Source organism: Mesonia ostreae (genome assembly GCF_031845265.1).
Taxonomy (GTDB): domain Bacteria; phylum Bacteroidota; class Bacteroidia; order Flavobacteriales; family Flavobacteriaceae; genus Mesonia; species Mesonia ostreae.
Genome location: NZ_JAVRBG010000001.1, coordinates 164,190 through 187,016, shown reverse-complemented (window position 1 = coordinate 187,016; position 22,827 = coordinate 164,190). Strand labels below are relative to the sequence as shown.

Sequence of the window (22,827 nt, the reverse complement as noted above, 5' to 3'; positions counted from 1 at the left end):
ATTTACCCAGAAGAAGAATTATGTACCGATTTTCTTTAGGGAAGCTTTCCTATTTTCTTAGCAATTATAAATGTAGTATAATTTCAAGGAATTAAGTTCATTAAGTTTCCTAAAAATAAACATAGAATAAGCTTCTAAGTTTCCAGTTTGTTCCGCAATGTTTTTCGGTTAATTTTTAAGATTTCCGCAGCTTTGGTTTTATTGTTATTTACCGAAGATAATACTTTTTGAATATATTGTTTTTCCATTTCTTCTAAAGCTACAAATTTTTCCTCTCCAGAAGCTTCTATTTTATATTTAAAGTGCGCAGGAAGTTGGGGTAAGTCGGCTTGATTGTCATTCATAATAATCAATTTCTGAATGCAATTTTCCAGTTCTCGAATATTGCCTGGCCAAGCATATCGCTGAAATACTTTATATATGCCATCGCTTAGTTTTAGCTTATCCTTAGCATATTCTTTAGCGTATTTGGTTAAAAAATGTTGCGCCAATAAAGGGATATCTTCTTTTCGCTGCTGAAGAGTGGGAACATGTATGTCTACCACATTTAATCGATAATATAGATCTTCTCTAAACATCCCTTGTTTTACCTGCTGATATACATCTTCATTGGTGGCGGCTATAACTCTAATTTGAATTTTTTGAGGTTTTGTACTGCCCACTTTAGTCACTTCTTTTTCTTGTAGAACCCGTAATAAACGTACTTGTACACTGGCGGAAGCTGCTCCAATTTCATCTAAAAATATGGTTCCTGAATTGGCTGCTTGAAAAAAGCCTTCTTTGGTTTGATTGGCTCCCGTAAAAGATCCTTTTTCGTATCCAAATAATTCAGATTCTAACAAATTTTCAGGAATAGCACCACAATTCACCGCAATAAAAGGATTGCCAGCAAAAGATCCTTTGTAGTGAATGGCACGTGCAATAAGTTCTTTCCCTGTACCGCTTTCTCCTTGAATTAAAATTGTAGCACGGTTATTTTTTACCCGTTCAATGCTTTCAATTACTTTTTGAATGGGAGTAGATTTACCAATAATTCCAGCATAGACGAAAGAACTTTCGCTGTTTTCTTTGTTTTTTTTACTGAATTGAATCGGACTCGCTTTCTTGTTTTTTAACGACTTTTGCACCAAGCTTTTTAACTCTTTACTGGTAAAAGGTTTTACCAAATAATCTGTTGCGCCAGATTGAATAGCATCCACGGCAGAATTAACCGATGGAAATCCTGTAATCACCAATTTGGGAAGAAAAGGGTAGTGCTCATTCGCAAATTTTAATAATTCGAGACCATTCACTTCAGGCATCTGAATATCGGTAATTAATAAGTCGATGGCAGAAAGCTTGAGAATATCTAGCGCTTCTCCTACAGAAGAAGCTTTATAAATATGGTAATTCAATGCCTTTAGGTTGCGTTGCAACACCTCTAGCATATCATAGTTATCATCTACAATTAAAATATTTTCACGCTTTAAAGTCATTAATTATATTGTTTTGGAATGCTTATTTCAAAAATGGTTCCTTTGGGTGTATTGTGGCTGTGGCTAATCGTTCCTTTGTGGCTTTTTATGATTCCGTGCACCACACTTAATCCTAAGCCAGAACCTTCACCTACGGGTTTGGTCGTAAAAAAAGGATCAAATATCTTTTTAGCAAACTTATCTGGAATTCCTTTTCCTTGATCGGCGATATCGATATAAATACGATCATCATCCTGCGTTAAACTGCAAGTAATCGTACTGTTTGGCGGTGAAGCATAAATAGCATTGATCAACAAGTTAAATAAAACTTGCGTAAGTTGAATACTGTCAATTTGAGATTCTACATCTTCTTTTGCTACCAACTTTACATGTACTTCTCCTTTTTTAAAACTCTGACTTAATAAACTCAGCGCTTGTTCTACCACAGGTTTTATATTGATGTGTTCTCGGTTTTGCGGCATTTCACAAGCGAAAAACATCAATTTTTTCACCACTTCTCTAGAGAAAATAGCAGCTTCTATAATTTTCTTGCTGTCGCGCCTAATCGAAGCATCTGTAGTTTGCTCTTCAATAAACTCGGCAAAGCCTAGCATATTTCCTAAGGGGGTATTGAGCTCATGCGCGATGCCCGCAGTAATTTCTCCTAATATGGCCAAGCGATCGTTGCGTTGAGCACTGCGCTGCAACCATTCTTCTTTTTCCTGAAGTTCTCTTTTTTCAATAAAAATACTAATTTCATAAGCTACCTTATTCAGTAACTTTTGTTCTTCTTCCAAAAAATCCACTTCTTGAAACTGAGAAGTAGGGTAATGAATATAAATAGTTCCTGAAGGCTTTTTAAACAGAAAAATAGCACTGGATTGGCTTACTTTATCTGAAAGAATTTCTTCGGTTTTTATATGGTGTTTAGGAGTTTCAATTTCAACACAAGCTTCAACCGAATTACGCAAAGCTTTTTTAAGTACTTGCGCAACCTTATATAAAATGCTTTTGGTGTCTTGTTGATCGTGTTCCTGAAAAATAGAAGAAACCTCATAAAGACAACTTAGTTCCTTCACCCGCTCTGCTAAATTTTGATTGGTATCCATAGGTTTCTTTTTGTCTTTAGGAGGCATTTTTATGTTCTACTGATTTTATAAAATCTTAGCTTAAAACTTTCAATTGCTGAACGATTTCTTGCAAGTTAGTTTGTGCATCTCCAAACAGCATTTGGCAGTTTTCTTTCTCAAACAATTCGTTAGGAATACCTGCATATCCTGGATTCATACTACGTTTAAAGACAATTACATTCTTACTTAAATGTGCTTTAATAATAGGCATCCCATAAATAGGGCTTTCAGGATTGGTTTCTGCAACTGGGTTCACCACATCGTTGGCTCCAATCACCAATAATAAATCATACTCTTCCATATGGTCATTGGTTTCGTGCATTTCTTTGAGGTATTCATACTCAATTTTTGCTTCGGCCAACAGCACATTCATATGTCCTGGCATTCTTCCGGCCACGGGATGAATAATGTAATCTAAGGATTTTTCTTGTTGCATCAATAATTTCTGAAGCTGAAAACACGTATGTTGAGCTTGGGCAACAGCCATTCCGTAACCTGGAATAATTCCGATTTTATTGGCAAGAAGCAGTTTGGTAACCGTTTCGGCTACATTGGTTTCTTGAATTTCTTGCTCCTGTGCAGATGCAGTTCCCGCTTTTTTACTTTTACTAGTACCTGCAATGACTTTCCATAGAGAACGATTCATCGCTTTACACATCAAAATAGTTAGAAAAATTCCTGCGGCTCCCACAAAAATACCACCTGCAATCATGGTTTTGTTATCGTGTAAAAGTCCGGCGAGAGCCGTAGCAATTCCTGTAATAGAATTCAGTAAAGAAATCACCACAGGCATATCTGCTCCGCCAATAGGCACCACAAATAAAATTCCATAAATTAAACCTAATGCTAATAAAACCATCGTCAATTCATAAAAAGAGATAGATAAAACTTGGGTTGCATAGGCTACAGGAAGTGCGATACACATAAAAATTAAAAGCTTGGAAGTTACATTAACTACCACCGAGTTGTAATCCTTTAGTTTTCCTGCGAGTTTTAAATAAGCGACAACACTTCCAGAAAAAGCGATAGCTCCTGTAAGGGTTCCTAAATTGAGAAGCACCTGAGATCCAACTCCAATAAACGAAGTTATTTGTATGGCTTCAATCCAACCTAAAAGCATCGCACAACCACCACCTGTGGCATTGAGCAGCGATACCATTTGAGGCATTTCTGTCATTTTTACTTTCACGGCCATTTGTCTTCCTACCACGACTCCGAGTAAAATAGCGACGAGGATAATCGTAAGGTTGGTGTAGTTGATATTATCTGTAACAACTCCGGTGAAAACACTAAGTAAGGCAATCAACATTCCCGCAGCAGCAATGGTATTACCCTTATTGGCGTGCTTTGGAGAGCTCATTAATTTTAAACCGATGATAAAAGAAAACGAGGCTATTAAATAGCCAATATTCATTAAAATACTCATAAGGCTTAAGACTTTTTAGTGGTAAACATTTTTAACATTCTGCGGGTGACTAAAAAACCTCCGGCAATATTGAGGGTTCCTAAAAACACTGCGATTCCTCCCAAAACTTGAGCGCCCCAATGAGCATCTTCTGGCAAACTAAGCACCAAAGCAATGGCACCTACGGTAATTACGCCGCTAATGGCATTGGCACCAGACATAAGTGGCGTGTGCAAAACAGCGGGAACGTTAGAGAGTACCTCTATGCCTATAAAAACACAAAGCAATACAATGTAAATGGCTTCTAAATTATTTTCTAAAAATTCCATAGTTGGTTTAAGTATTTTCTGTTTGAATGACTTGAGTGGCAGTGATAAGATCGTTGTCTGCTCCTTTTTCTATCATGTGTTTGATAAAGTTGAAAAAGTTACCCGATAACAATTGAGACGCGGCATCTGGAAGTTCTCTAGATAAGTGAGAATCGCCCAAAATTTTAACCGAATTGTAATTCACTATTTCATTATTTTTGGTGAGACTGCAATTACCACCTTGCTCTGCTGCCAAATCTATAATTACAGCGCCCGAAGGCATATTTTTAACTCCGTCTTCATCTACAAGAATAGGCGCTTTTTTTCCTGGAATATTGGCTGTGCAAATCACCAAATCTGTAGCGAGAAGTTGTTCGTTGATACGATCCTGCTGACGCTTTTTATAATCATCTGCTTGTTCTACAGCATAACCTCCAGCGTTGGTTTCTTCTTTATTTCCTTCAATTTCGATGAATTGAGCACCTAAGCTTCTCACTTCTTCTCCTGCAGCTTTTCTTACATCAAAAGCGTGTACGATAGCACCCAAACGTTTTGCGGTAGCAATGGCTTGTAATCCCGCTACTCCAGCGCCAAGCACCAAAACCCGAGCAGGCTTCAGCGTTTTTGTTGCGGTGGTAATCATAGGAAAAACTTTGGTGTAATAATCTGTGGCTTTTAAAACCGCCTTATAACCAGAAAGCGCATCTAAAGAAGAACGTACATCCATCGCTTGCGCTAAAGTGGTGCGTGGGAGTCGGTCTAAACTGTAAACCAAAGCTTGCTGGTTTTTGTACTTCTGAAGGCGTTCAGGAAAAAATAACGGATTGTAAATACCAATAAAAGAAGTTTCCGCAGGAATACTTTCTTGTTCTCCCATCGCATCATTTATAGAGAGAATGAGGTTTGAGTTTTGCAGAATTTCAGATTTAGAACTAATAGTAGCACCAGCGGTAGTGTACTCCGCATCGGGTATGCCTAATGGAGATCCGTACTCTTTTTCTATACTAATTTTGACTTCGTATTTGTCGATTAGTTTTTTTACCTCTTCAGGTAAGAAAGCAACTCTTGTTTCGTAAGAAGGCTCTTTAATTAGACCTAAATGGTGTTTCATAGATGTTTTTCAATAGGTTGTTAGCTTATTTCTGAACAGCTTCTTGCCAATTTTTATACCATAAACTTATTTTATCGTTTATTTAAAGCTTAAGAAGTTGAGTGTAAGAATTTTGTCAAATATCGACATTTATTTAAAACTGGGTAGAATTTACCCGATTGATTCCTTGAGAACCATGAATAGTCACTTGAAATAAAGAATAACATTTGAGGTGAATTTTCAACTTTGATGAATTTGATTTTTTATGGAGTACTTTTTAACCTATATAATATTATTAAATTTGCTAGCGTATTCTATTTCTACGGAATTGAATTCTGTCTTAAGGAAGTTTTATTATCTTTCAAATTTTCGTATCTTATAGGTTTATTTAAAAAATTCTAATTATGAAAAAACTACTCACTCTGTTTGCTTTTGCCTTTGCATTTTCCGCATTTTCACAAGGAGATATTTCATCAAAAAAGATTCAGATAGAAATAGCAATTCTAGCTGCACCTAAAATGTATCAAGAAGAGGCGACTGTGCTTGGATACAATAAAGAAGGAAAACTTATAACCCTACGATCAGGGAGCAATGGGATGGTATGTTTAGCAGACGATCCTAAAAAAGAAGGTATACATGTGGCATGTTATGCTAAAGAATTGGAGCCCTTTATGGCTCGTGGTCGAGAATTGGCTACTGAAGGTAAATCAAATCTAGAAAAACGTGAAATCCGTAAGAAAGAAATAGATGCTAAAACTTTGAGAATGCCTGCTGAACCTTCTATGGTTTACGTTTTAACAGGAAAAGAAAATGGCTACAATGATCAAACAGGAGAACTTGAAGATAGCAAAATTAGATACGTACTTTATAAGCCTTATATGACGGGCGAAAGTACTGGTCTCCCTACAAAACCTGAAGCTCCAGGAATGCCTTGGTTAATGGATGCAGATACGCACCGTTCGCATATCATGATTACGCCAGTTAGTAAATAGGTTTTTAACTTAGCAAAGGAAGCAAGACTCTATTCTTTAAAATAGGAAAAGAGAATACATATGAAATACTACATCAATATTTAGGAATAATATCCTGAGGTGTAAATTAAGAATAGAATACATTTCATAAAAACTGCCTACATAAGTGCTTTGCGACTCTATGTAGGCAACTTTAATTTATTGAAAATAAGTATAGTAATTCTTTAAGTTTTCTCGAATGCTCTCTTTAATTTTTACTCCTTCTTCTGTAGTTGAAACCTTTCCCAAAGCATTAATTTTCTCAATAAGTGGGTGAAGGAATACATGTAGATTGTCGTGGGAAGCACCTTCCATTGTACATTTTTTTACTACAAAGTTTTTTGTTTCATTTAAATCTGATGCTAGGCTGTGATACTCTTCTACTGATTCTGTTTTGCTAGATTTTACAAGGTTTAGCATTTTATCAACACCATCTGTTGTTTCCGTATTGGCCTCCCACTTGTTACCATCGTCTAATTTTATCTCCTCTACCCAAGCATTGCTCATAGCATCATGGGATTCTGCGGCCATTTCTTTGGTATGGTCTTTTTCGATAACTTCAGTTGCTTCCTCTGTATTTTTGCTTTCATTTTTAGTTTCATTACAACTTATTAAAAGCGCTGAAATGATGGCAGTAGTTAGAATTGTTTTTTTCATAATCTTTTATTTTTAATATATTAAATTGATTTTAAATAGTTTACTGTAAATTAATTCCGAAGAAATATGCGATGATCTTGTTATTTTCACTCTATCCACTCTCGTTTAAAAGCTACTTTTTTAGTATCTGTTTGAAAGCTTAAAGATACATATTCTTCTACACTTGGAGATGAAACTCATGGGTTTAAGCAGCCACTATTCTCAATAGATGAGATGATTTTTTCTGATTTTTTTTCTGAATTATTTCTGAAGACTTGATGCTAGTTTTATTCTTGAGAAACATTAACGATACCTTCATTTTCATCTTAAAATTTTATTAACTAATGGTGATTTAAATCATATTTCTACGGAATGATATTTTCAACCTTTACATAATTGAACTAAAATTTTATTTAAATGCAAACTCAAACGCCTAGCATACATAGCTTTCACATTCCTGTAATGGGAATTGCTTATACCATTGATTCTCCCATAAAAGTTGCTCACTTCGGAATAAACTCAGTAATTTCTATCATTGAAGATAATTTGATTGAAGTAATGCGAAAACATTATTACCAACAAACCGAAGATACATATACTCCAATTGACATAAAAGAAGAGCATTCTAGATCGCGCCGCATCACAGATTATCTCAATTTGATGCAACGCATTGTAAATTCAAAAATTGAAAATTTAAAATCTTCTGCTTTTGAAACGGGTTCAGATATTGTGAAATATTTTGAAATGCTTCCAGAGACTAGCTCTCTAAAGGAGAAATACCACGAATGGATTTCTTTATTTGATTCTGAAGAAAAACAAAAAGCTGAAAAATTCTTACGAGAAAGTATGCTGCCTGGCGCTATCGAGGTTAATATTATGACCAAAGTAGACAAAGAACAATTAGATGAAAATAAGCAACCTATAGAAAATGGATCCGATGCCGTTACGGCTCTAAAGGGATATGCCGACTGTGAGTTAAGCAACTCTGCTGTAGTTCTTTCCGCAGGAATGAATCCGCGTTTGTATAATTATATGGAAGAATTCACGGCTTTTGATGCCTACGAGTGGGGTGGTTTTCATAAGAAAGTAATTATTAAAGTAAGCGATTATCGTTCAGCATTGATTCAAGGAAAATACCTGGCAAAAAAAGGAATTTGGGTGAGTGAATTCCGAATTGAATCTGGACTCAATTGCGGCGGTCATGTTTTTGCTACGCAAGGTTTGCTTATGGGACCCATTCTTCAGGAATTTAAAGAGAAAAAACAAGAATTACAGAATAGCATTTTTGAACTCTATAACCCTGCAATTATCGCAAAAGGACAAACAGGTTTCTCTCATCCACATCCTATTAAAATTACGGTTCAAGGCGGAATTGGAACTAGTGAAGAAGATCTTTTGCTGCAAAATTATTATGGAGTGGACGGTACCGGATGGGGAACGCCATTTTTATTATGTCCTGAAGCTACTACTGTAGATGAAAATACCTTAGATTTATTAGCAAAATCGAAAGAGAATGATGTGGTACGAAGCAAAGCTTCTCCCTTAGGTGTGGAGTTTAATTATCTAAAAGGAACTACTGCCGAAAAAGAGCGTTTGGGTAGAATTGAAAACGAAAAACCTGGCAGTCCTTGTACCGAAAAGCTTTTAGAATCTAATACGGAATTTACCAAAACCCCTATATGTACGGCTTCTAGAAAATACCAAAAATTGAAATTAGAACAATTGAAAACCCTAGATCTACCTGAAGTAGAATATACGCAACAAGTGGAAGATGTTTTAAGCAAAGAATGTCTTTGTGTTGGTTTGAGTAATGCGGCGCCTATAAGTTATGAAGCTCCTTTTCTAAAAAAATTAACTGCGGTTACCATATGTCCTGGTCCAAATATTGTTAATTTCTCTAAAATTAGCAGTCTTCAAGAAATGACCAATCATATTTACGGGAGAAGTGATGCTATGCAAAATCTCAATAGAACTTCTATGTTTGTCACAGAATTGAAACTTTATATTGATTTTCTAAAAAAGGAAATCCAGAGGTCTTACAACGCATCTCCCCGCGATTTTAAAAACTGGAAAAAGTTTAGTGAGAATCTTTTAGACGGGATAGAACACTATCGTGAAATGGCGACAAATTATGTGATAAAAAATAGAATTCAACTGGAAGAAGATTTAAAAGAAGCTCAACATGAAATTCTTCTTGTACGGGAAAATCTCTTAGAGACCGCTAAATAAAATACTACAATCCTATAAACGAGTTAGAAATCCATTTTCATAAAGTTTTATTTTTATGAAAGTGGATTTTTTTATTTTCCAATTCGTATTCTCGCATCCACCGCAGTAATGGCGCGTTGCGTACCAATTAATGGATTAATATCCATTTCCAAAATTTCTGGTGCCGCTTCTACTAAAGCAGAAAGCCGTTGAATGATTTCTATAAATATGCCTTCATTGGCACCTTTTTTTCCTCTGGCACCTTGAATAAGCTTATAACCACGGAGAGATTGTACCATTTTTTCAGCTTCATTTCTAGAAATCGGACTCAATCCTGCGGAAACATCATTTAAAACTTCAATAAAAATTCCGCCTAGACCACATAAAATAGTATGGTTAAACCCGGGTTCTTTCATCACACCAACAAATAATTCTAATCCTACCAATTGTGGCTGCACCATCACAGCGGTTGCAGCTTCAATTTTCATGAGGACATCAAAGGTTTCGCTAGCTTCATCTTTATTGGCAATATTCATCACCACGCCCATCGCATCCGATTTATGAATTGGCCCAACCACTTTCATTACGATGGGAAAGTCTGTGGTTTGTATCGCAGCAAGCAATTTTTCTTTTAAATTTTCCACGATTTCCTGCACACGTGGAATGCTCGCCGCATCCAACAAATCGACAGTTTGAGAAGTGGAAAGATATCCTTCGGAAGCGGAATCAATTACTTTTCTAATTTTTTTAGTGTCTATTTCAAATCCTGAAATTTCCTCAGGCATAGGTTCAGGCGTATTGAAAACTTGAGCAAGAGCTTTGCTTAAAACAACTTCATCGGGAAAATGAATATGGCCTTTCTTCAAAAAAGATTGAATTTCTCGTTGTGCATTTACAACCGATGGTAAGACTGGAAAAATGGGTTTGTTGCATATTTCAAGTTTTACACTTAGCACATTGTACACATTTTCTACATCAAACAGGCCAGCGCTTCCAAATACTACGATCATCGCATCTATTTGATCAAATTTATGTTCGCAATAATCAATAATAATTCCCAGCTGTTCGGCTGTTCCTGTCGCTAAAAAATCTATAGGATTGGCAATGGAAGAGCCAGGATATAAAAAAGATTTTAGCTTTTCTGCATCTGGACCAGCTATTTCGGGAACTTTAAGTCCGCCTTTAGAAAGTTGATCGGCCAACATCACGGCAGAGCCTCCAGCGTGGGTAATGATAGCAATATTCTTTCCTTGTAATTTTTTATAATTGAAAATCGCTGCAACACTCAAAAGTTGCTCTCTACTACTACAGTATACGATTCCTGCTTTGTTAAACAATGCACGCACCGTCATGTCGCTGCTTGCAATTGCTCCCGTATGTGAAGTGGCCGCGCGACTTCCTTCCGCAGTACTTCCAGCTTTAATCGCAGCAATCTTAGCACCTTTTTTAATAATAGAAGAAGCGTGTTTCAAAAGCTTCTTTGGATCGGATATAGTTTCCAAATAGAGCAGTTTCACTAAAGGATCTACTTCTGGATCAAAATGAAGATCCATATATTCTAAGATGTCTTCTGCACTAGTTTGTGCGGCATTACCCGTGGAAAAAACATTCGCAAAAGAAACACCCAATGCCATTCCGGCTTCCATAATAAAGACCGCCGTAGCACCAGAACCCGAAATAAGATCGCAGCCTTTGGGTTGAAAAGGAGGAACGGGAGCTGTAAAAACCCCCTTATAATTTTTGGTAATAACACCAATACAATTGGGACCAATTAAACAGCCGTCTACGCTGTTCACGGTTTTTTCTATTTCTTGTTCCCACCTTTTACCTTCTTCTCCTGCCTCTGCAAAACCTGCGGAAATAATAATAAAAGCTTTCGTGTTCTTTTCTTCTGCTAAAATTTTGATAGTTTCTATACAATATTTCGCTGGAATCGCCAGAATTGCTAAATCCGTTTTAGGGATTTCATGAACAGAGGTATAGCTTTTAATATGTTGAACCTTTTCCTCTTTCGGATTTATGACGTTTAATTCTCCCTTAAAACCACCTGAAATTATATTTTTTAGCATATTGCCTCCAGGTTTCTTAATGTCGTTGGAAGCGCCTATGACTACTATACTTTCAGGTTGTAGAAGTTGTTTGTTGATCATAATTATTATAAATTATAGGAACACAATAGTAATAAGATACTTTAATTTTAAAGCTAACAATTGTCATACTTCAGGCCTTTTTATTGCCTTATACTTTTATCAATTCTGTATAAGGAATTGGCAGTAATTTATTTTTGACTTCATCCAAAACTTAGATGCTCTCAACAAATTTCAAAAAAACTTTTTTATGAAGTTCAAGATCTAAATTAGGAGAAACTGAAACCCGAACTATATAATCTTTATCGCCTTCTTTCGTAGTTCCCTGAGTAGAGGTTGCGGGAATAGTCCAATAGCATCCTTTTAATTGCCCGTAGCTCACGCAAAACTTGCTTTCCTTTGGAATTTCAGAAATCATTAAATTGATTAATTTGAGATTTAAGTTTCTTTTATACGCTTCCTTTTCGGCTTCTGTATCGCCCTTGGTGGGAAGGTCTAATGAAAATACAGACGGAGTAAAGCCGTGTTTTGCTAATTCTTCTGATACAAAGTTAATTTTTGCTGTTGGTAAAGCATCGTGGATAAAGTCTACAAATTCACGCGTGTTAGTATACGCATCAGCAATTCTCTGATTCATAGAAGGCATTTGCTTAGCCAATATTTCATATTGAAGCGAGGTGGCTTCATTATCGCAAAGTTCTAGATGCTTTTCTATATGGTTCATGAGCCCTTCCGTATGTGTATTTCCTACGCAATAGCCGGCAGTACATTTTCCGCCACTAGGAAATTTGGATCCACTAACATAAGAAATGGTTCTCACTGCGGAAAGTATTTCCCCTTCTCCTAGAAAGTGATAATTTGGGCAAAAAGTTTGATCTAAAATAAAAACGGGAGGTATTGCAATCTCGTCATTTCCAGTTTTACGTTCTGCACTTAGAACCTCTTTTAACTTTTTAAGATTAGGAACTTCCACTCTAGGATTGGTAGGGATTTCAGCAATAATATAAGGAACAGCATCTTCCTTAGCTATTTGATCTAAAATAGAGTCAATACTTTTAACCATATCATTATCTCCATCCACTGGCAAATCCACCACTTCCACATGATCTAAAGAAGCTGCAACGCGTCGCGCTTGATCGTTTGTACCACCGTAACAATTTGGCGGAACAATAAATTTAATAGCTTTTCCATTATGATTCTCAATGGCATCATTAACGAGCCCCATCATAATCGCATATTGCATAGATAGTCCACTTGAGGCAACCAATCCTTTTGTGTTAGATCCCGTAATGGCGGCGATAGAAGCTAAAACTTGTGCTTTGTCTGTCTCTCTTTTATGCTTATCGGTTTTATTTTTTTCAATTTCAATAGAAGACTTATTCAATAATAATTTAATAGCGGTGAGAGAATCAGCAGGAGTCATAGCAATGGTTTCTCTTCTTCGCACGTGTTGAATGTCTGAAATGTAATGTTGATTCTGCGCTCCATTGATCAGTAAAATACTTCCGAGCTGGTCTTGGACGCTGATGAAAAAATCGATATCAGCATTAAGATCAATGCTACCCATTTCATCATTTTGCGAGATAAAAATGCTGCTGCCGTCAAACGCGGAAATATCTTCTGGTTTTTCCACTTTTTTTAGCTCAAATTGATATCCATAAACGCGCTGTACTAGCTCCGCATCAAATTCCTCAGGGATTTCATCTTTATAGAGAATTTGTGTGCTTTTATGTTCTAATGAATTTTTTCTTAGAATCGCTAAAATTGGAATCGTTTTAGAGGAAAAACTAATCACATGTTCTGGATCTAAATGATTTAAGTTAGCAATTGCCCATTCTAGAATACACGATAGGGGATGGCCTAATCGTATATAGTCGTAGGCAGTAGGTAATTTACTTAAAGCAGATGTTTTGGAGTTATAATCCTTATATAAATTTTCAAATTGTTCTAAAAAATCGGTTTTAGCCAATTCTTCCTTATAAATATCTAGGCGATGTGTAGTTAAATTTAACCAGTCAGATGGTATATTTTCTAGGACATCATTGAGATAAGCTACTATTTTATTTTCCTTCATAATTATAATCTTTTGTGAGGTCGATAATATACATGATCTAGTCTTTTTAGTTTTATAATTTTTCAAAAACTTATGCTAAACTATGGTGCTTTGACCGCATTTCCCAAAGCCGAATCAATCACACTTCCACAAGTGAGCATCGCCTCCCCGTAATACGGATTCAGAATATCTTTCTCGGTACTCAACCACATGCCGCCATTATTATTATTTGCCATAGGACATTTTTGAACGTAAAAAACTGGGTCAGCTTTTTCAATATTCATCGCGATTGGAATCATATTTTCGTTTAGAATTACAAAATGCTCGCGTTGGTTTTCTAAAGCTACACTTTGCGCGATGGCGCTAAGCATCTCTATACTTTTCTGAATATGTGCTTGTTCCATCTTTCCTAATTGGCTTAATTTTAAAGACTTTAATACGTTTAATGTCGCTTTCGCGGAAACAGAAACTTGAGCGGCATCGCTGGCAACAAACGCATCTTTCATTTCAAGATAGGGAGGGAGAACTTCTATGAATTTCTTCTGAAAGCTTACTGATAGATTGATTTTCATATCAAGCATATTTTCTGCCGATTTATCTTCTTTCTCCTTATTCATCATAGATTTTTTGCCTCGTAATTGTGCTGCGGCATCAACTGTAAAAGTTCCGTTCGTTACGATTTCGTCTCCGCTTGTTAAGCCGTCTTTAATTACATAATTTTCTCCAGTACGAGCACCAATTGAAACTTCCCGCATTTCAAAAACGGGAGAATTGGGATTGGTTTTTATATAAACTAAAGATCGCTCTCCCGTCCACATCACCGCGCTTGAAGGAACAGAAATTCTTTCGCTTGCATTTTCTGTAGAACCTTCCAGTTTTCCAGTCACAAACATTCCTGGTTTAAATAAATTATCTGTGTTTTTAAGCGTTGCTCTTAACGTTACCGTACGGGTCGCATTATTGAGTAAAGGATCAATAAAGGAAACCACCGCATCAAATTCTTTATTGGGATATGCATTGGCTATTATTTTGATATTTTGCTCTTCTTTTAATCCTGAAATCTGATTTTCATAGGCATCAAATTGTGCCCAAACCGAATTGAGATTACTCACTTTTAAAATAGGCTGCCCTTGTTTTACGTAATCGCCTTCTCTTGCCATTACTTCTGAAACCGTTCCAGAAACTGTTGCATAAATAGGGAAATTTTCTCGTGCTTTACCAGAAGATTCAATAGCGTTAATCTGACTTTCAGAAAGTTTCCAGTTTTTTAGTTTATTTCTTACCGCTTTGTATAATTCGGGTTGTGATTCTTTTAAAGAAACTGCGGTTAGCAATTCTTGTTGCGCTGCCACTAAATTTGGTGCATAAATTGTAGCTAATAATTGACCCGTCTTTACTTGCTGACCTTTATAATTTACATTCAAACGCTCTATACGACCGTCAAAATAACTTGCTTGCACCGAAACGTTCTCTTCATTGGTAGCAATTTTTCCCGAAAGTGAGACAACGCCATCCTCATTAGAACTTGAAGAAGAACCTACAATTGTGGTTTGAATATTTGCCAAGGCCATGGCGTTCTCTGTCATTTTAATTTCGTTGAGTGCAAGACCATCTGCTCCAGATTCGGCTTTGATTAAATCCATACCACAAATAGGACAGTCGCCTGGTTCTTCTTGCATAATTTGAGGATGCATGGAACAGGTCCACATTTGTTCGGCAGTTTCAACAGTTTCGTCATGTTTAGAAATTGTGGTATTGTCTTCCGAAGTTCCAAAAAATAAGTAGCCTAAAAGGATTCCTGCAATTAGAATGATACTATAAATGATAAATTTTTTCATTTTATTCTTTTTTTTACACGTACAAAGATCTTTTTTGTAGCGTTACTTTTAATCTAGTTTTCGTCTAATTCATGAATTCTTAAATCAGCACATTAACCTGGGCGCTTCGATACAATTTTCTTTGGAAAATCACTCAGCGACCTAAAATCAATTTTAAATTTTAAATTATCACATTGTCACATTTTCAAATTACTACATCATCATATTAAGCCGGACGCTTCGATACAATTTTCTTTGGAAAATCACTCAGCGACCTAGAGTTATTTTCAAATTGTCGCATTGCCACATTTTCAAATTATTACATCATCATATTAACCCGGGCGCTTCGATACAATTTTCTTTGGAAAATCACTCAACGACCTAGAGTTATTTTCAAATTGTCACATCAACACATTCTCAAATTAACACATTTTCAAATTAAATCACATCTACTTTTCCGCTTCCAATCGTTTAATCATTTGCTTCATCTCTTCAATTTCTTTCTTTTGAGCTTTGATGATGTCATTGGCTAATTTTTTAACTTCGGGGTCTTGGATATCCGCTCGCTCGCTCGTTAAAATCGCGATAGAGTGGTGGGGGATCATCGCTCTCATCCACAATATATCTCCAACGATGGGGGCTTGGGCGCGTACCAATCCTAAAGCGCTAACAAATAGAGCGATGCTGCCAATGACTATAGCGATATTCTTCTTTTTATTCTGATACATAGTTCGCATCGCTACAAACATAATGATGGCCATTGCCGAGATGCCCAAACAGGTCATATAGAAACGCGTTAAGCTAAAATAAAAGTGATCTATGGCATAGGTATTTAAATACATCGTGATGTACATAGCCACGAAAGACGCTACCAACATTCCTACAAATTTGGTGTAGGAGTTTTTCTTCATTTTGCTATTTTGTTCCATCTTTTTTAAAGTTTAAGGCTTATTAATCAATTGATTTTGTTCGCAACCTCAATGCATTAGCAATCACAGAAACCGAACTAAAACTCATCGCTAAGGCCGCAATCATTGGCGATAATAAGATCCCGAAAAACGGAAATAGAACTCCTGCAGCGATGGGAACGCCAAGGGTATTATAAATGAGGGCGAAAAATAGGTTCTCTTTGATATTTTTCATCACGGCATCACTTAAATTACGGGCTTTTACAATACCGTGCAAGTCTCCTTTAACAAGCGTAATCATAGCGCTTTCTATGGCTACATCGGTTCCTGTTCCCATAGCAATACCTACATCACTCTTCGCAATTGCTGGCGCGTCATTTATACCATCTCCCGCCATAGCAACTACTTTACCTTTTTCTTGTAGTTTTTTGACTTCGTCTAGCTTGTCTTCTGGTAACATCCCAGCTTTAAAATCGGCCAAATTAAGTTCGCTTGCTACCGCTTGCGCAGTATCATGATTGTCGCCAGTAAGCATAATGACGGCAATACCTTTATCTTGTAACTCTTTTATAGCCTTAGCGCTGGTTTCTTTAATCTTATCTTCAATAACAACGTAACCCAAAACTTTTGCGTTAACCGATAAATAAGAAACAGTTTTTCCTTGTTTCTGAAAATATTGTGTTTCACTTTCCATTTTTGAGGATAGGTTTGCTTGGGCATATTCCATCATCTTAGCGTTACCTAAGGCAAGTTTTTTACCTTCCACATTACCTTCTACACCTTTCCCCGTTACGGCGCTAAAGTTTTCGGTTTTAGAGATTTCGACTTTTTGTTCTTTTCCATAATTAACTGTCGCTTCTGCTAGTGGATGCTCACTAGAACTGTTAAGCGAAGCGATAAGTTGAGTGATGTCTTTTTCTGAAAGGGATTGATCAAAAGATCCCATTTTCTCTACGGTAGGTTTTCCTTCTGTAATGGTTCCTGTTTTATCGACAATAAGCGTGTCAACTTTGTCCATTTTCTCTAGCGCTTCGGCATTTTTGATGAGAACACCGTTTTGTGCGCCTTTACCAACACCTACCATAATCGACATAGGAGTTGCCAAGCCTAACGCACAGGGGCAAGCGATAATTAATACGGCAATAGCATTCACCAAAGCATAAACATAAGCCGGTTCTGGTCCCCAAATTGCCCAAACTGCAAATGTGATGATAGAAATAATTACCACCACGGGTACAAAATAACCCGAAACCGTATCGGCCAATTTTTGAATAGGCGCTCTACTGCGGCTCGCATCATTTACCATTTGTATAATCTGAGAAAGTAAGGTATCGCTGCCTACTTTTTCTGCTTTCATTAAGAAGGATTGATTTCCGTTGATGGTACCGCTATTCACTTTATCATTTTTGGTTTTCTCTACGGGAATAGGTTCTCCAGAAATCATAGATTCATCTACAGATGTATTTCCTTCTGTAATGATACCATCTACCGGAATCTTATCGCCAGGCTTTACTCTTAAAACATCTCCTTTGTTAATTTGATCTATAGAAACTTCTTCTTCTTTCCCATCTACCACGCGCACCGCTTTGTTGGGCGCTAATTTTAGTAACTCTTTTACAGCAGAATTGGTTTTGCTATGAGCGCGAGCTTCTAATACCTGACCCATTAAAACTAAGGTAAGTATAACGGCAGCAGCTTCAAAATATACGTGTACCGCGCCAGATTCGGTTTTAAATTGTTCGGGAAAGAAATCTGGAAATAACATTCCGAACACACTAAAAATCCACGCTACTCCAGCACCAATCCCAATAAGGGTAAACATGTTGAGGTTCCAAGTTTTTATACTTCGGTAAGCGCGCTCAAAAAACATCCAAGTGGCGTAAAAAACTACGGGAATAGAAAGTACAAACTGAATCCAGTTCCAATATTTTTGTTCCATTACGTCATAAAGTGGATTATTGGGAATCATCTCACTCATTGCAATCAGAAAAATGGGTAAAGTGAAACCAAGAGCAATCCAAAATTTTTTCAGTAATTTTTTATAAGTTTTTTCTTCAGAAGAAAGGTCGGGTTGTTTCGGGACAAGATCCATCCCACATTTGGGACAAGAACCAGCTTCGTTTTCTACAATTTCTGGATGCATGGGGCACGTCCATTGATCTCCTGTGGGCGCAGATAAATTTTGTTCTTCTACGAGATCCATTCCGCAGACGGGACAATCGCCAGGCTTGTCGTAAGTTTTGTCTCCTTCGCAGTGCATAGGGCAGTAAAATGTGCCGTTGCCATTGCTAGTTGTTTTTTTCTTATTTTTTGAATCTTTTTTGCGTTTAGCGTGTTCTTCAGAATTTTTAGAAATGCTGTAACCGCCGCCATCACTTTCCAAAGCTTCTTGAAATTTCTCTATCGGGATATATTTCTCCATTTCTATCTCTGCCTGTTCTTTTTCAAGATTTACAGTAGCCTTAGAAACGCCGTTTACATTGCTTAAAGTTTCTTCTACGTGTTTGCGGCAACCTTGGCATGTCATCCCGCTAATAAAGTAGGCGTGTTTCATTATTTTCTTATCGGAAGTATGAGCAGTAGAGACGTCACGATTTTTATCGTCGGAGACCTTACAGGTTTCCATCCCGAAATTTCGGGACTTTGAGGTCTGGTCGTCCTTTGCAGAGTGAATTTGATAATTTCCTTCAGATTTTTCCAAAGCTTCTTGAAATTTCTCTAACGGAATATGCGATTCCATTTCAATTTCTGCCTGCTCGTTTTCAAGATTTACGACGGCTTTAGAAACGCCGTCTACGTTACTTAAAGTTTCTTCTACGTGCTTTCGGCAACCTTGACAGGTCATCCCGCTAACAAAGTAGGAGTGTTTCATTATTTTATTATCGGAAGTATGAGCAGTAGAGACGCCACGATTTTTATCGTCGGAGACCTCACAGGTTTCCATCCCGAAATTTCGGGACTGTGAGGTAATGTCGTCCTTTGCAGAGTGAATTTGATAATTTCCTTCAGATTTTTCCAAAGCTTCTTGAAATTTCTCTAGCGGGATATATTTCTCCATTTCTATCTCTGCCTGTTCTTTTTCAAGATTTACAGATGCTTTACTCACGCCAACAATTGAAGAAAGTATTTTTTCTACATGGTTTTGACAGCCTTTGCAGGTCATTCCTGATATGTGATACGTATGTTTCATTATATTTTCTTTCAATAATTCTTCCTCAGCTATTCTCAATCTACAAAATTCTTATCTCAAATATGAAATTTAACTATTTCATAATTCAAAATTTATAATTCCTACAACCTACAACCTACAACCTACAACCTAAGATCTACAACCCAAGACTAGTTAATTTCTCGCTGTACCTTCCCGCATTTTAGCATCTGACTACCAAAATAAGGGTTTCTTATCTCCTCTTTAGTGCTTAGCCAAGCCGTACCACCGTCATACATAGGGCAAAATTGCTCATATAGTTTTTCTTCTGTTCCTGTAATGGCAACCATATTTGTAATATGCTCACTCACAAGCTTAAAGTGTTCACGTTGTGCTGCGATGTCACTTGTACTCATTTCTTCGGCATGTTTTTGAGCTTTACTTGCGATAGATTCTAATTCTTTTTGCTCATTACCTGAAAAGCTCGAAGCTTTAAATGACTTTAAAGAGTTTGATAATTTTTTCCTAATTCACTTGCTTTACTAGAATCATCATTAACCAAAGCATCTTTTAAATTAAAATAGTCTTTTAAAATAATTTCGGAGTTTGACTCCTGACTATCATTTATCGCAATGGCACTAGAATTTTTGGTAGCTTCTGGTTGCACTTCACTTTCTGTTGTACTTGTTGTCTCTTTATTGTTGGCATCATTGCAAGATACGCTTAATATGAGGCTTGTAGCGAGAGCTACTGTTCCTAAACTTCTTTTTATTAGTTTCATTTCTACTTTTTTTTATAAAAAGATTCTTGCTCCAAAGGAGCAAGAATCTCAAAAGTTGTTAAGCCAAATAAGCTTTACAGGCTTCAGCGCAAGTTCTGCAAGCTTCAGCACAATTTTTACAATGCTGGTGGTCATGTTTTTCACATTCATCTGCACATTGTGTACAAATTTTGTGACATTTCTCTACCATTTCTTTGGCAAATGGAGAATTCATCGCTAAAAGTTTTACCGTTGCAGCACATATTTCAGCGCAAGCTCTATCTGTACGAATACAATCTACCATCATTTTAATATTCTCTGTATCCAAACAAGCGTCTGCACAGTAATTACAGTGTGTAATACAATTGTTTAAGGCATCAATTAATTTTTGATTTTTCATGATATATATTTTAATAATTAATAATTTATAAAATTACTGCTGAAATTCAGTAACTTGTGTCATAATATTGGTTCATATCTATACAATTTGGTCTAGAGGATTCCTAAAATTTTGGTGTTGAGATTTATACTGAGACAAACTCAACCCAGTTTCTGCTTTAAACTGTCGGCTTAAATGGTTGATATGGCTGTAATCTAAAAGCTGACTTATTTCTGTGAAATTTTTTTCATTGGCCTGAATGAGTTCTTTCACCTTTTCAATCTTTAGTTTTATAAAGTACTTTTCTATCGTAATTTCTTCTGTATGGGAAAATATTTTACTGATTTTTGAATAGTCTTGATTGATGTGTTTTGCTAAATACGTTGATAATTTTTCTTCTATTTGAAGCGGAAGTCTATGCAACATTTGAATAAGTTGTAATTTAACCTGCTCGGTTACTTTTTCTTCAGTAGAATTAATACGTTCAAATCCGTTATTTTTAATAATCGCTTCTACCTGTTCTATTTCTTTATCATTTTTAAAATTCAGCTGTAAACGGCCTAGTTCAATTTCTTGCAATTCTATTTGCTGTGCTTCAATTTCATTTTTAAGCACTTTGATGCAACGCTCGCACACCATATTTTTGAGGTAGATAGTCTTAATCATAATTATTGTATGAAGTAGTTAACAATAGATTGTTGCACATAATAGGTTTGCACCGATTCTATTTGATTCATTTGAAACTTGAGTTGTAGCTCTTGAATATCTAGTACATCATTAAAATTGATGCTGCCGGTCTCGTAATTTTTAATAAGAATTTCTTCGGCATCTTTGGCTTGTTTTAAATTTTTCGCTTGAGTATCAAACTTAATTTTTGCTTGATTACGCAGCGCAATAGCTTTAGATAAATCTGCCTGTAAAGAATTAAGACGTTCTTTTTTTTGCGCTTCAATCTCTTTCAATTTTAATTTATTTTGTTTGGTTTGGGATGAAAATTTTTTATTAAAAATGGGCACAGATAAGCTAAACATAGGCATCAACATATCTTTGTAAGAACTGGTGATCATGGGGCTGTCTTTCATATTTATATACTCTAAACCAATTCCTATAACGGGCTTTCTTTCCTTTTGATTAAGGAGCTCCAACTGCTCAACAGAGTTATAGATTTTTTCATATTGAATCAATTCTGGATGAATAGATAGACGCTCATAATTAAGTGTAACATCGTTTTCTGGAATGATAAGCGTAGAAAATATCGTTATTTCTTCATCAAAAGGCCTATTAAGGAGACTATTCATAGCTGCTTGAATCCCTTTATTTTCTTCTTTTAAAACGTCAATTTTTTGTTGTAATTCATTTTGTCTTATCTGTAGTCGTAAAACATCTACAGCAGAAGCCTGTCCCACTTCAATAGAGGTAAGTGCAAGTTGTTCATAGGTTTCTAAAAGCTTTATGTTTTTAAGGAGAACTTCTTGTTTTGCTCTAATTTCATAAAGTAAATAATAAAGCTGCGATATGGAGCGTGCCAGTTTTCGCTTAGCAATATTCACTTCAGCATATTCACTTTCTGCCATGGAAGCGGCATAATCTTTTCGTGAAGATAAGGTGCCAAACCAAGGCAACATTTGCATAGCAGAAATTTTAAAACGCTCCATAGGCATTTCCATCTTGGGCGCTAGCGCCATTACACCTGCACTAAACTCTGTGTTGGGCAAGCTGTTGACTTCCTCAATCTTCTCTAAAGCAATCTTATATTGAAAATCAAATTTTTGAATTTCTGGATTGTTTGAAATAGCGACGTCAATGTAGGATTGCAAATTTTGGGAATAACAAAAACTGCCTATCAACATACAAAACAATAGTGTTGAAATCTGGAAGTTGGAAGCTGGAAGCTGGAAGCTGGAAATGTAGCGTAGAAATATTGATTTTAATATTTGTATTTTCTCTATTCTTTTTATGGCTTTTAAATTATTCATAGCTTTTCCAATTTTGATACAATTTTGTCAACATTTTTCCTATTTGGCTATTTTTCTTAGAAAACTCCGAATGCTCTTCTTTATTTAAATATTTGCACTCTAACGCATAATCAAGCCAATCCTGAGTTTCGGTATTTGAACCTAAAGCATTTATAAGTTGTTGTTTAAATACAGCTTCATACATTCGTTTGCCCCAGCCTTCACTTATGTTTGCAGAAACCGAACGCGATGAGCGCACGATTTGTGAAGTGAGTGAATATATTTCTACCTTCGGAAATTTTCTGGTTCGCCAAAAAATATCCATCGCCAATGAAAACGCTTCTTGATGTACCTTTAAATTTTTATACGATTTTATCATAATTTCTTTAATTAATTTCCAACTTCTAACCTCTAACCTCTAACTTCTAACCTCAAGTTTTTCACTTTTTAATTTCTAGTCTCTAATCTCTAATCTCTAA

Annotated in this window: 17 protein-coding genes and 2 pseudogenes; 2 read left to right on the top strand and 17 right to left on the bottom strand. The window is 36.2% G+C overall.

Annotation, left to right across the window (positions count from 1 at the left end):
• Window positions 1–134 precede the first annotated feature (134 nt).
• The 5 genes from RLT85_RS00885 to RLT85_RS00865 are packed head-to-tail and all read right to left on the bottom strand — an operon-like array spanning window position 135 to window position 5,408.
• Window positions 135–1,475 (bottom strand): sigma-54-dependent transcriptional regulator, encoded by a 1,341-nt coding sequence (locus RLT85_RS00885; RefSeq protein WP_311400153.1) that lies wholly within the window; start codon window positions 1,473–1,475, stop codon window positions 135–137.
• The gene (locus RLT85_RS00880; protein WP_311400152.1) at window positions 1,475–2,590 is read right to left on the bottom strand and encodes a sensor histidine kinase; all 1,116 of its coding nucleotides are present in this window, start codon (window positions 2,588–2,590) and stop codon (window positions 1,475–1,477) included. Before RLT85_RS00880 ends, RLT85_RS00885 begins: the two co-directional genes overlap by 1 nt.
• 28 nt (window positions 2,591–2,618) lie before the next feature.
• Complete coding sequence (locus RLT85_RS00875; protein WP_311400151.1) at window positions 2,619–4,010, bottom strand: NAD(P)(+) transhydrogenase (Re/Si-specific) subunit beta; 1,392 nt, start codon at window positions 4,008–4,010, stop codon at window positions 2,619–2,621.
• 5 nt (window positions 4,011–4,015) lie between these two features.
• Complete coding sequence (locus RLT85_RS00870; protein ID WP_308864192.1) at window positions 4,016–4,318, bottom strand: NAD(P) transhydrogenase subunit alpha part 2; 303 nt, start codon at window positions 4,316–4,318, stop codon at window positions 4,016–4,018.
• A gap of 7 nt (window positions 4,319–4,325) precedes the next feature.
• Entirely contained in the window at window positions 4,326–5,408 is a 1,083-nt protein-coding gene (locus RLT85_RS00865; protein WP_311400150.1) for an NAD(P) transhydrogenase subunit alpha, read from the bottom strand.
• Window positions 5,409–5,791: 383 nt separating this feature from the next.
• Here RLT85_RS00865 and RLT85_RS00860 point away from each other — a divergent pair, with 383 nt between their 5' ends.
• Window positions 5,792–6,379 (top strand): hypothetical protein, encoded by a 588-nt coding sequence (locus tag RLT85_RS00860; RefSeq protein ID WP_311400149.1) that lies wholly within the window; start codon window positions 5,792–5,794, stop codon window positions 6,377–6,379.
• A gap of 177 nt (window positions 6,380–6,556) precedes the next feature.
• Here RLT85_RS00860 and RLT85_RS00855 read toward each other — a convergent pair whose 3' ends face one another.
• The gene (locus tag RLT85_RS00855; RefSeq protein ID WP_311400148.1) at window positions 6,557–7,054 is read right to left on the bottom strand and encodes a hypothetical protein; all 498 of its coding nucleotides are present in this window, start codon (window positions 7,052–7,054) and stop codon (window positions 6,557–6,559) included.
• Between the two features lie 396 nt (window positions 7,055–7,450).
• On the opposite strand from RLT85_RS00855, the gene RLT85_RS00850 reads away from it, so the two are divergent.
• Entirely contained in the window at window positions 7,451–9,262 is a 1,812-nt protein-coding gene (locus tag RLT85_RS00850; RefSeq protein ID WP_311400147.1) for a hypothetical protein, read from the top strand.
• A gap of 71 nt (window positions 9,263–9,333) precedes the next feature.
• On the opposite strand, the gene RLT85_RS00845 is transcribed toward RLT85_RS00850, so the two are convergent.
• The 11 genes and pseudogenes from RLT85_RS00845 to RLT85_RS00795 all read right to left on the bottom strand — a co-directional run bounded on the left by RLT85_RS00845 (window position 9,334) and on the right by RLT85_RS00795 (window position 22,727).
• On the bottom strand, window positions 9,334–11,391 hold the full coding sequence (locus RLT85_RS00845) for an acetate--CoA ligase family protein (RefSeq protein ID WP_311400146.1): 2,058 nt from the start codon (window positions 11,389–11,391) through the stop codon (window positions 9,334–9,336).
• A gap of 151 nt (window positions 11,392–11,542) precedes the next feature.
• Window positions 11,543–13,402, bottom strand: a complete 1,860-nt coding sequence (locus RLT85_RS00840; protein WP_311400145.1) for a PLP-dependent aminotransferase family protein — start codon at window positions 13,400–13,402, stop codon at window positions 11,543–11,545.
• An 80-nt stretch (window positions 13,403–13,482) separates the two neighbouring features.
• Complete coding sequence (locus RLT85_RS00835; protein WP_311400144.1) at window positions 13,483–15,219, bottom strand: efflux RND transporter periplasmic adaptor subunit; 1,737 nt, start codon at window positions 15,217–15,219, stop codon at window positions 13,483–13,485.
• A gap of 428 nt (window positions 15,220–15,647) precedes the next feature.
• Window positions 15,648–16,127, bottom strand: a complete 480-nt coding sequence (locus RLT85_RS00830; protein ID WP_311400143.1) for a DUF305 domain-containing protein — start codon at window positions 16,125–16,127, stop codon at window positions 15,648–15,650.
• 22 nt (window positions 16,128–16,149) lie between these two features.
• Window positions 16,150–18,978, bottom strand: a complete 2,829-nt coding sequence (locus tag RLT85_RS00825) for a heavy metal translocating P-type ATPase (RefSeq protein ID WP_311400381.1) — start codon at window positions 18,976–18,978, stop codon at window positions 16,150–16,152.
• Window positions 18,979–19,128: 150 nt separating this feature from the next.
• Window positions 19,129–19,296, bottom strand: a pseudogene (locus RLT85_RS00820) (heavy-metal-associated domain-containing protein); the annotation flags it as partial.
• 149 nt (window positions 19,297–19,445) lie between these two features.
• Window positions 19,446–20,035: pseudogene (locus RLT85_RS00815) on the bottom strand (DUF3347 domain-containing protein).
• 58 nt (window positions 20,036–20,093) lie between these two features.
• Window positions 20,094–20,414, bottom strand: a complete 321-nt coding sequence (locus tag RLT85_RS00810) for a four-helix bundle copper-binding protein (RefSeq protein WP_311400142.1) — start codon at window positions 20,412–20,414, stop codon at window positions 20,094–20,096.
• A 78-nt stretch (window positions 20,415–20,492) separates the two neighbouring features.
• Complete coding sequence (locus RLT85_RS00805) at window positions 20,493–21,059, bottom strand: helix-turn-helix domain-containing protein (protein WP_311400141.1); 567 nt, start codon at window positions 21,057–21,059, stop codon at window positions 20,493–20,495.
• 2 nt (window positions 21,060–21,061) lie between these two features.
• Complete coding sequence (locus RLT85_RS00800; RefSeq protein WP_375712326.1) at window positions 21,062–22,243, bottom strand: TolC family protein; 1,182 nt, start codon at window positions 22,241–22,243, stop codon at window positions 21,062–21,064.
• Between the two features lie 118 nt (window positions 22,244–22,361).
• Window positions 22,362–22,727 carry a four helix bundle protein gene (locus RLT85_RS00795; RefSeq protein ID WP_311400139.1) on the bottom strand — a complete coding sequence of 122 codons (366 nt, stop codon included), beginning with the start codon at window positions 22,725–22,727 and terminating at the stop codon, window positions 22,362–22,364.
• Window positions 22,728–22,827: the final 100 nt, after the last annotated feature.

Bases quoted from the DNA above. Each gene is read 5' to 3' on its own strand.
- RLT85_RS00855 (WP_311400148.1), bottom strand. From the start codon at position 7,054: ATGAAAAAAACAATTCTAACTACTGCCATCATTTCAGCGCTTTTAATA.
- RLT85_RS00860 (WP_311400149.1), top strand. From the start codon at position 5,792: ATGAAAAAACTACTCACTCTGTTTGCTTTTGCCTTTGCATTTTCCGCA.
- RLT85_RS00885 (WP_311400153.1), bottom strand. From the start codon at position 1,475: ATGACTTTAAAGCGTGAAAATATTTTAATTGTAGATGATAACTATGAT.
- RLT85_RS00850 (WP_311400147.1), top strand. From the start codon at position 7,451: ATGCAAACTCAAACGCCTAGCATACATAGCTTTCACATTCCTGTAATG.
- RLT85_RS00825 (WP_311400381.1), bottom strand. From the start codon at position 18,978: ATGAAACACTCCTACTTTGTTAGCGGGATGACCTGTCAAGGTTGCCGA.
- RLT85_RS00805 (WP_311400141.1), bottom strand. From the start codon at position 21,059: ATGATTAAGACTATCTACCTCAAAAATATGGTGTGCGAGCGTTGCATC.
- RLT85_RS00835 (WP_311400144.1), bottom strand. From the start codon at position 15,219: ATGAAAAAATTTATCATTTATAGTATCATTCTAATTGCAGGAATCCTT.
- RLT85_RS00870 (WP_308864192.1), bottom strand. From the start codon at position 4,318: ATGGAATTTTTAGAAAATAATTTAGAAGCCATTTACATTGTATTGCTT.
- RLT85_RS00800 (WP_375712326.1), bottom strand. From the start codon at position 22,243: ATGTTGATAGGCAGTTTTTGTTATTCCCAAAATTTGCAATCCTACATT.
- RLT85_RS00865 (WP_311400150.1), bottom strand. From the start codon at position 5,408: ATGAAACACCATTTAGGTCTAATTAAAGAGCCTTCTTACGAAACAAGA.
- RLT85_RS00845 (WP_311400146.1), bottom strand. From the start codon at position 11,391: ATGATCAACAAACAACTTCTACAACCTGAAAGTATAGTAGTCATAGGC.
- RLT85_RS00830 (WP_311400143.1), bottom strand. From the start codon at position 16,127: ATGGAACAAAATAGCAAAATGAAGAAAAACTCCTACACCAAATTTGTA.
- RLT85_RS00875 (WP_311400151.1), bottom strand. From the start codon at position 4,010: ATGAGTATTTTAATGAATATTGGCTATTTAATAGCCTCGTTTTCTTTT.
- RLT85_RS00810 (WP_311400142.1), bottom strand. From the start codon at position 20,414: ATGAAAAATCAAAAATTAATTGATGCCTTAAACAATTGTATTACACAC.
- RLT85_RS00840 (WP_311400145.1), bottom strand. From the start codon at position 13,402: ATGAAGGAAAATAAAATAGTAGCTTATCTCAATGATGTCCTAGAAAAT.
- RLT85_RS00795 (WP_311400139.1), bottom strand. From the start codon at position 22,727: ATGATAAAATCGTATAAAAATTTAAAGGTACATCAAGAAGCGTTTTCA.
- RLT85_RS00880 (WP_311400152.1), bottom strand. From the start codon at position 2,590: ATGCCTCCTAAAGACAAAAAGAAACCTATGGATACCAATCAAAATTTA.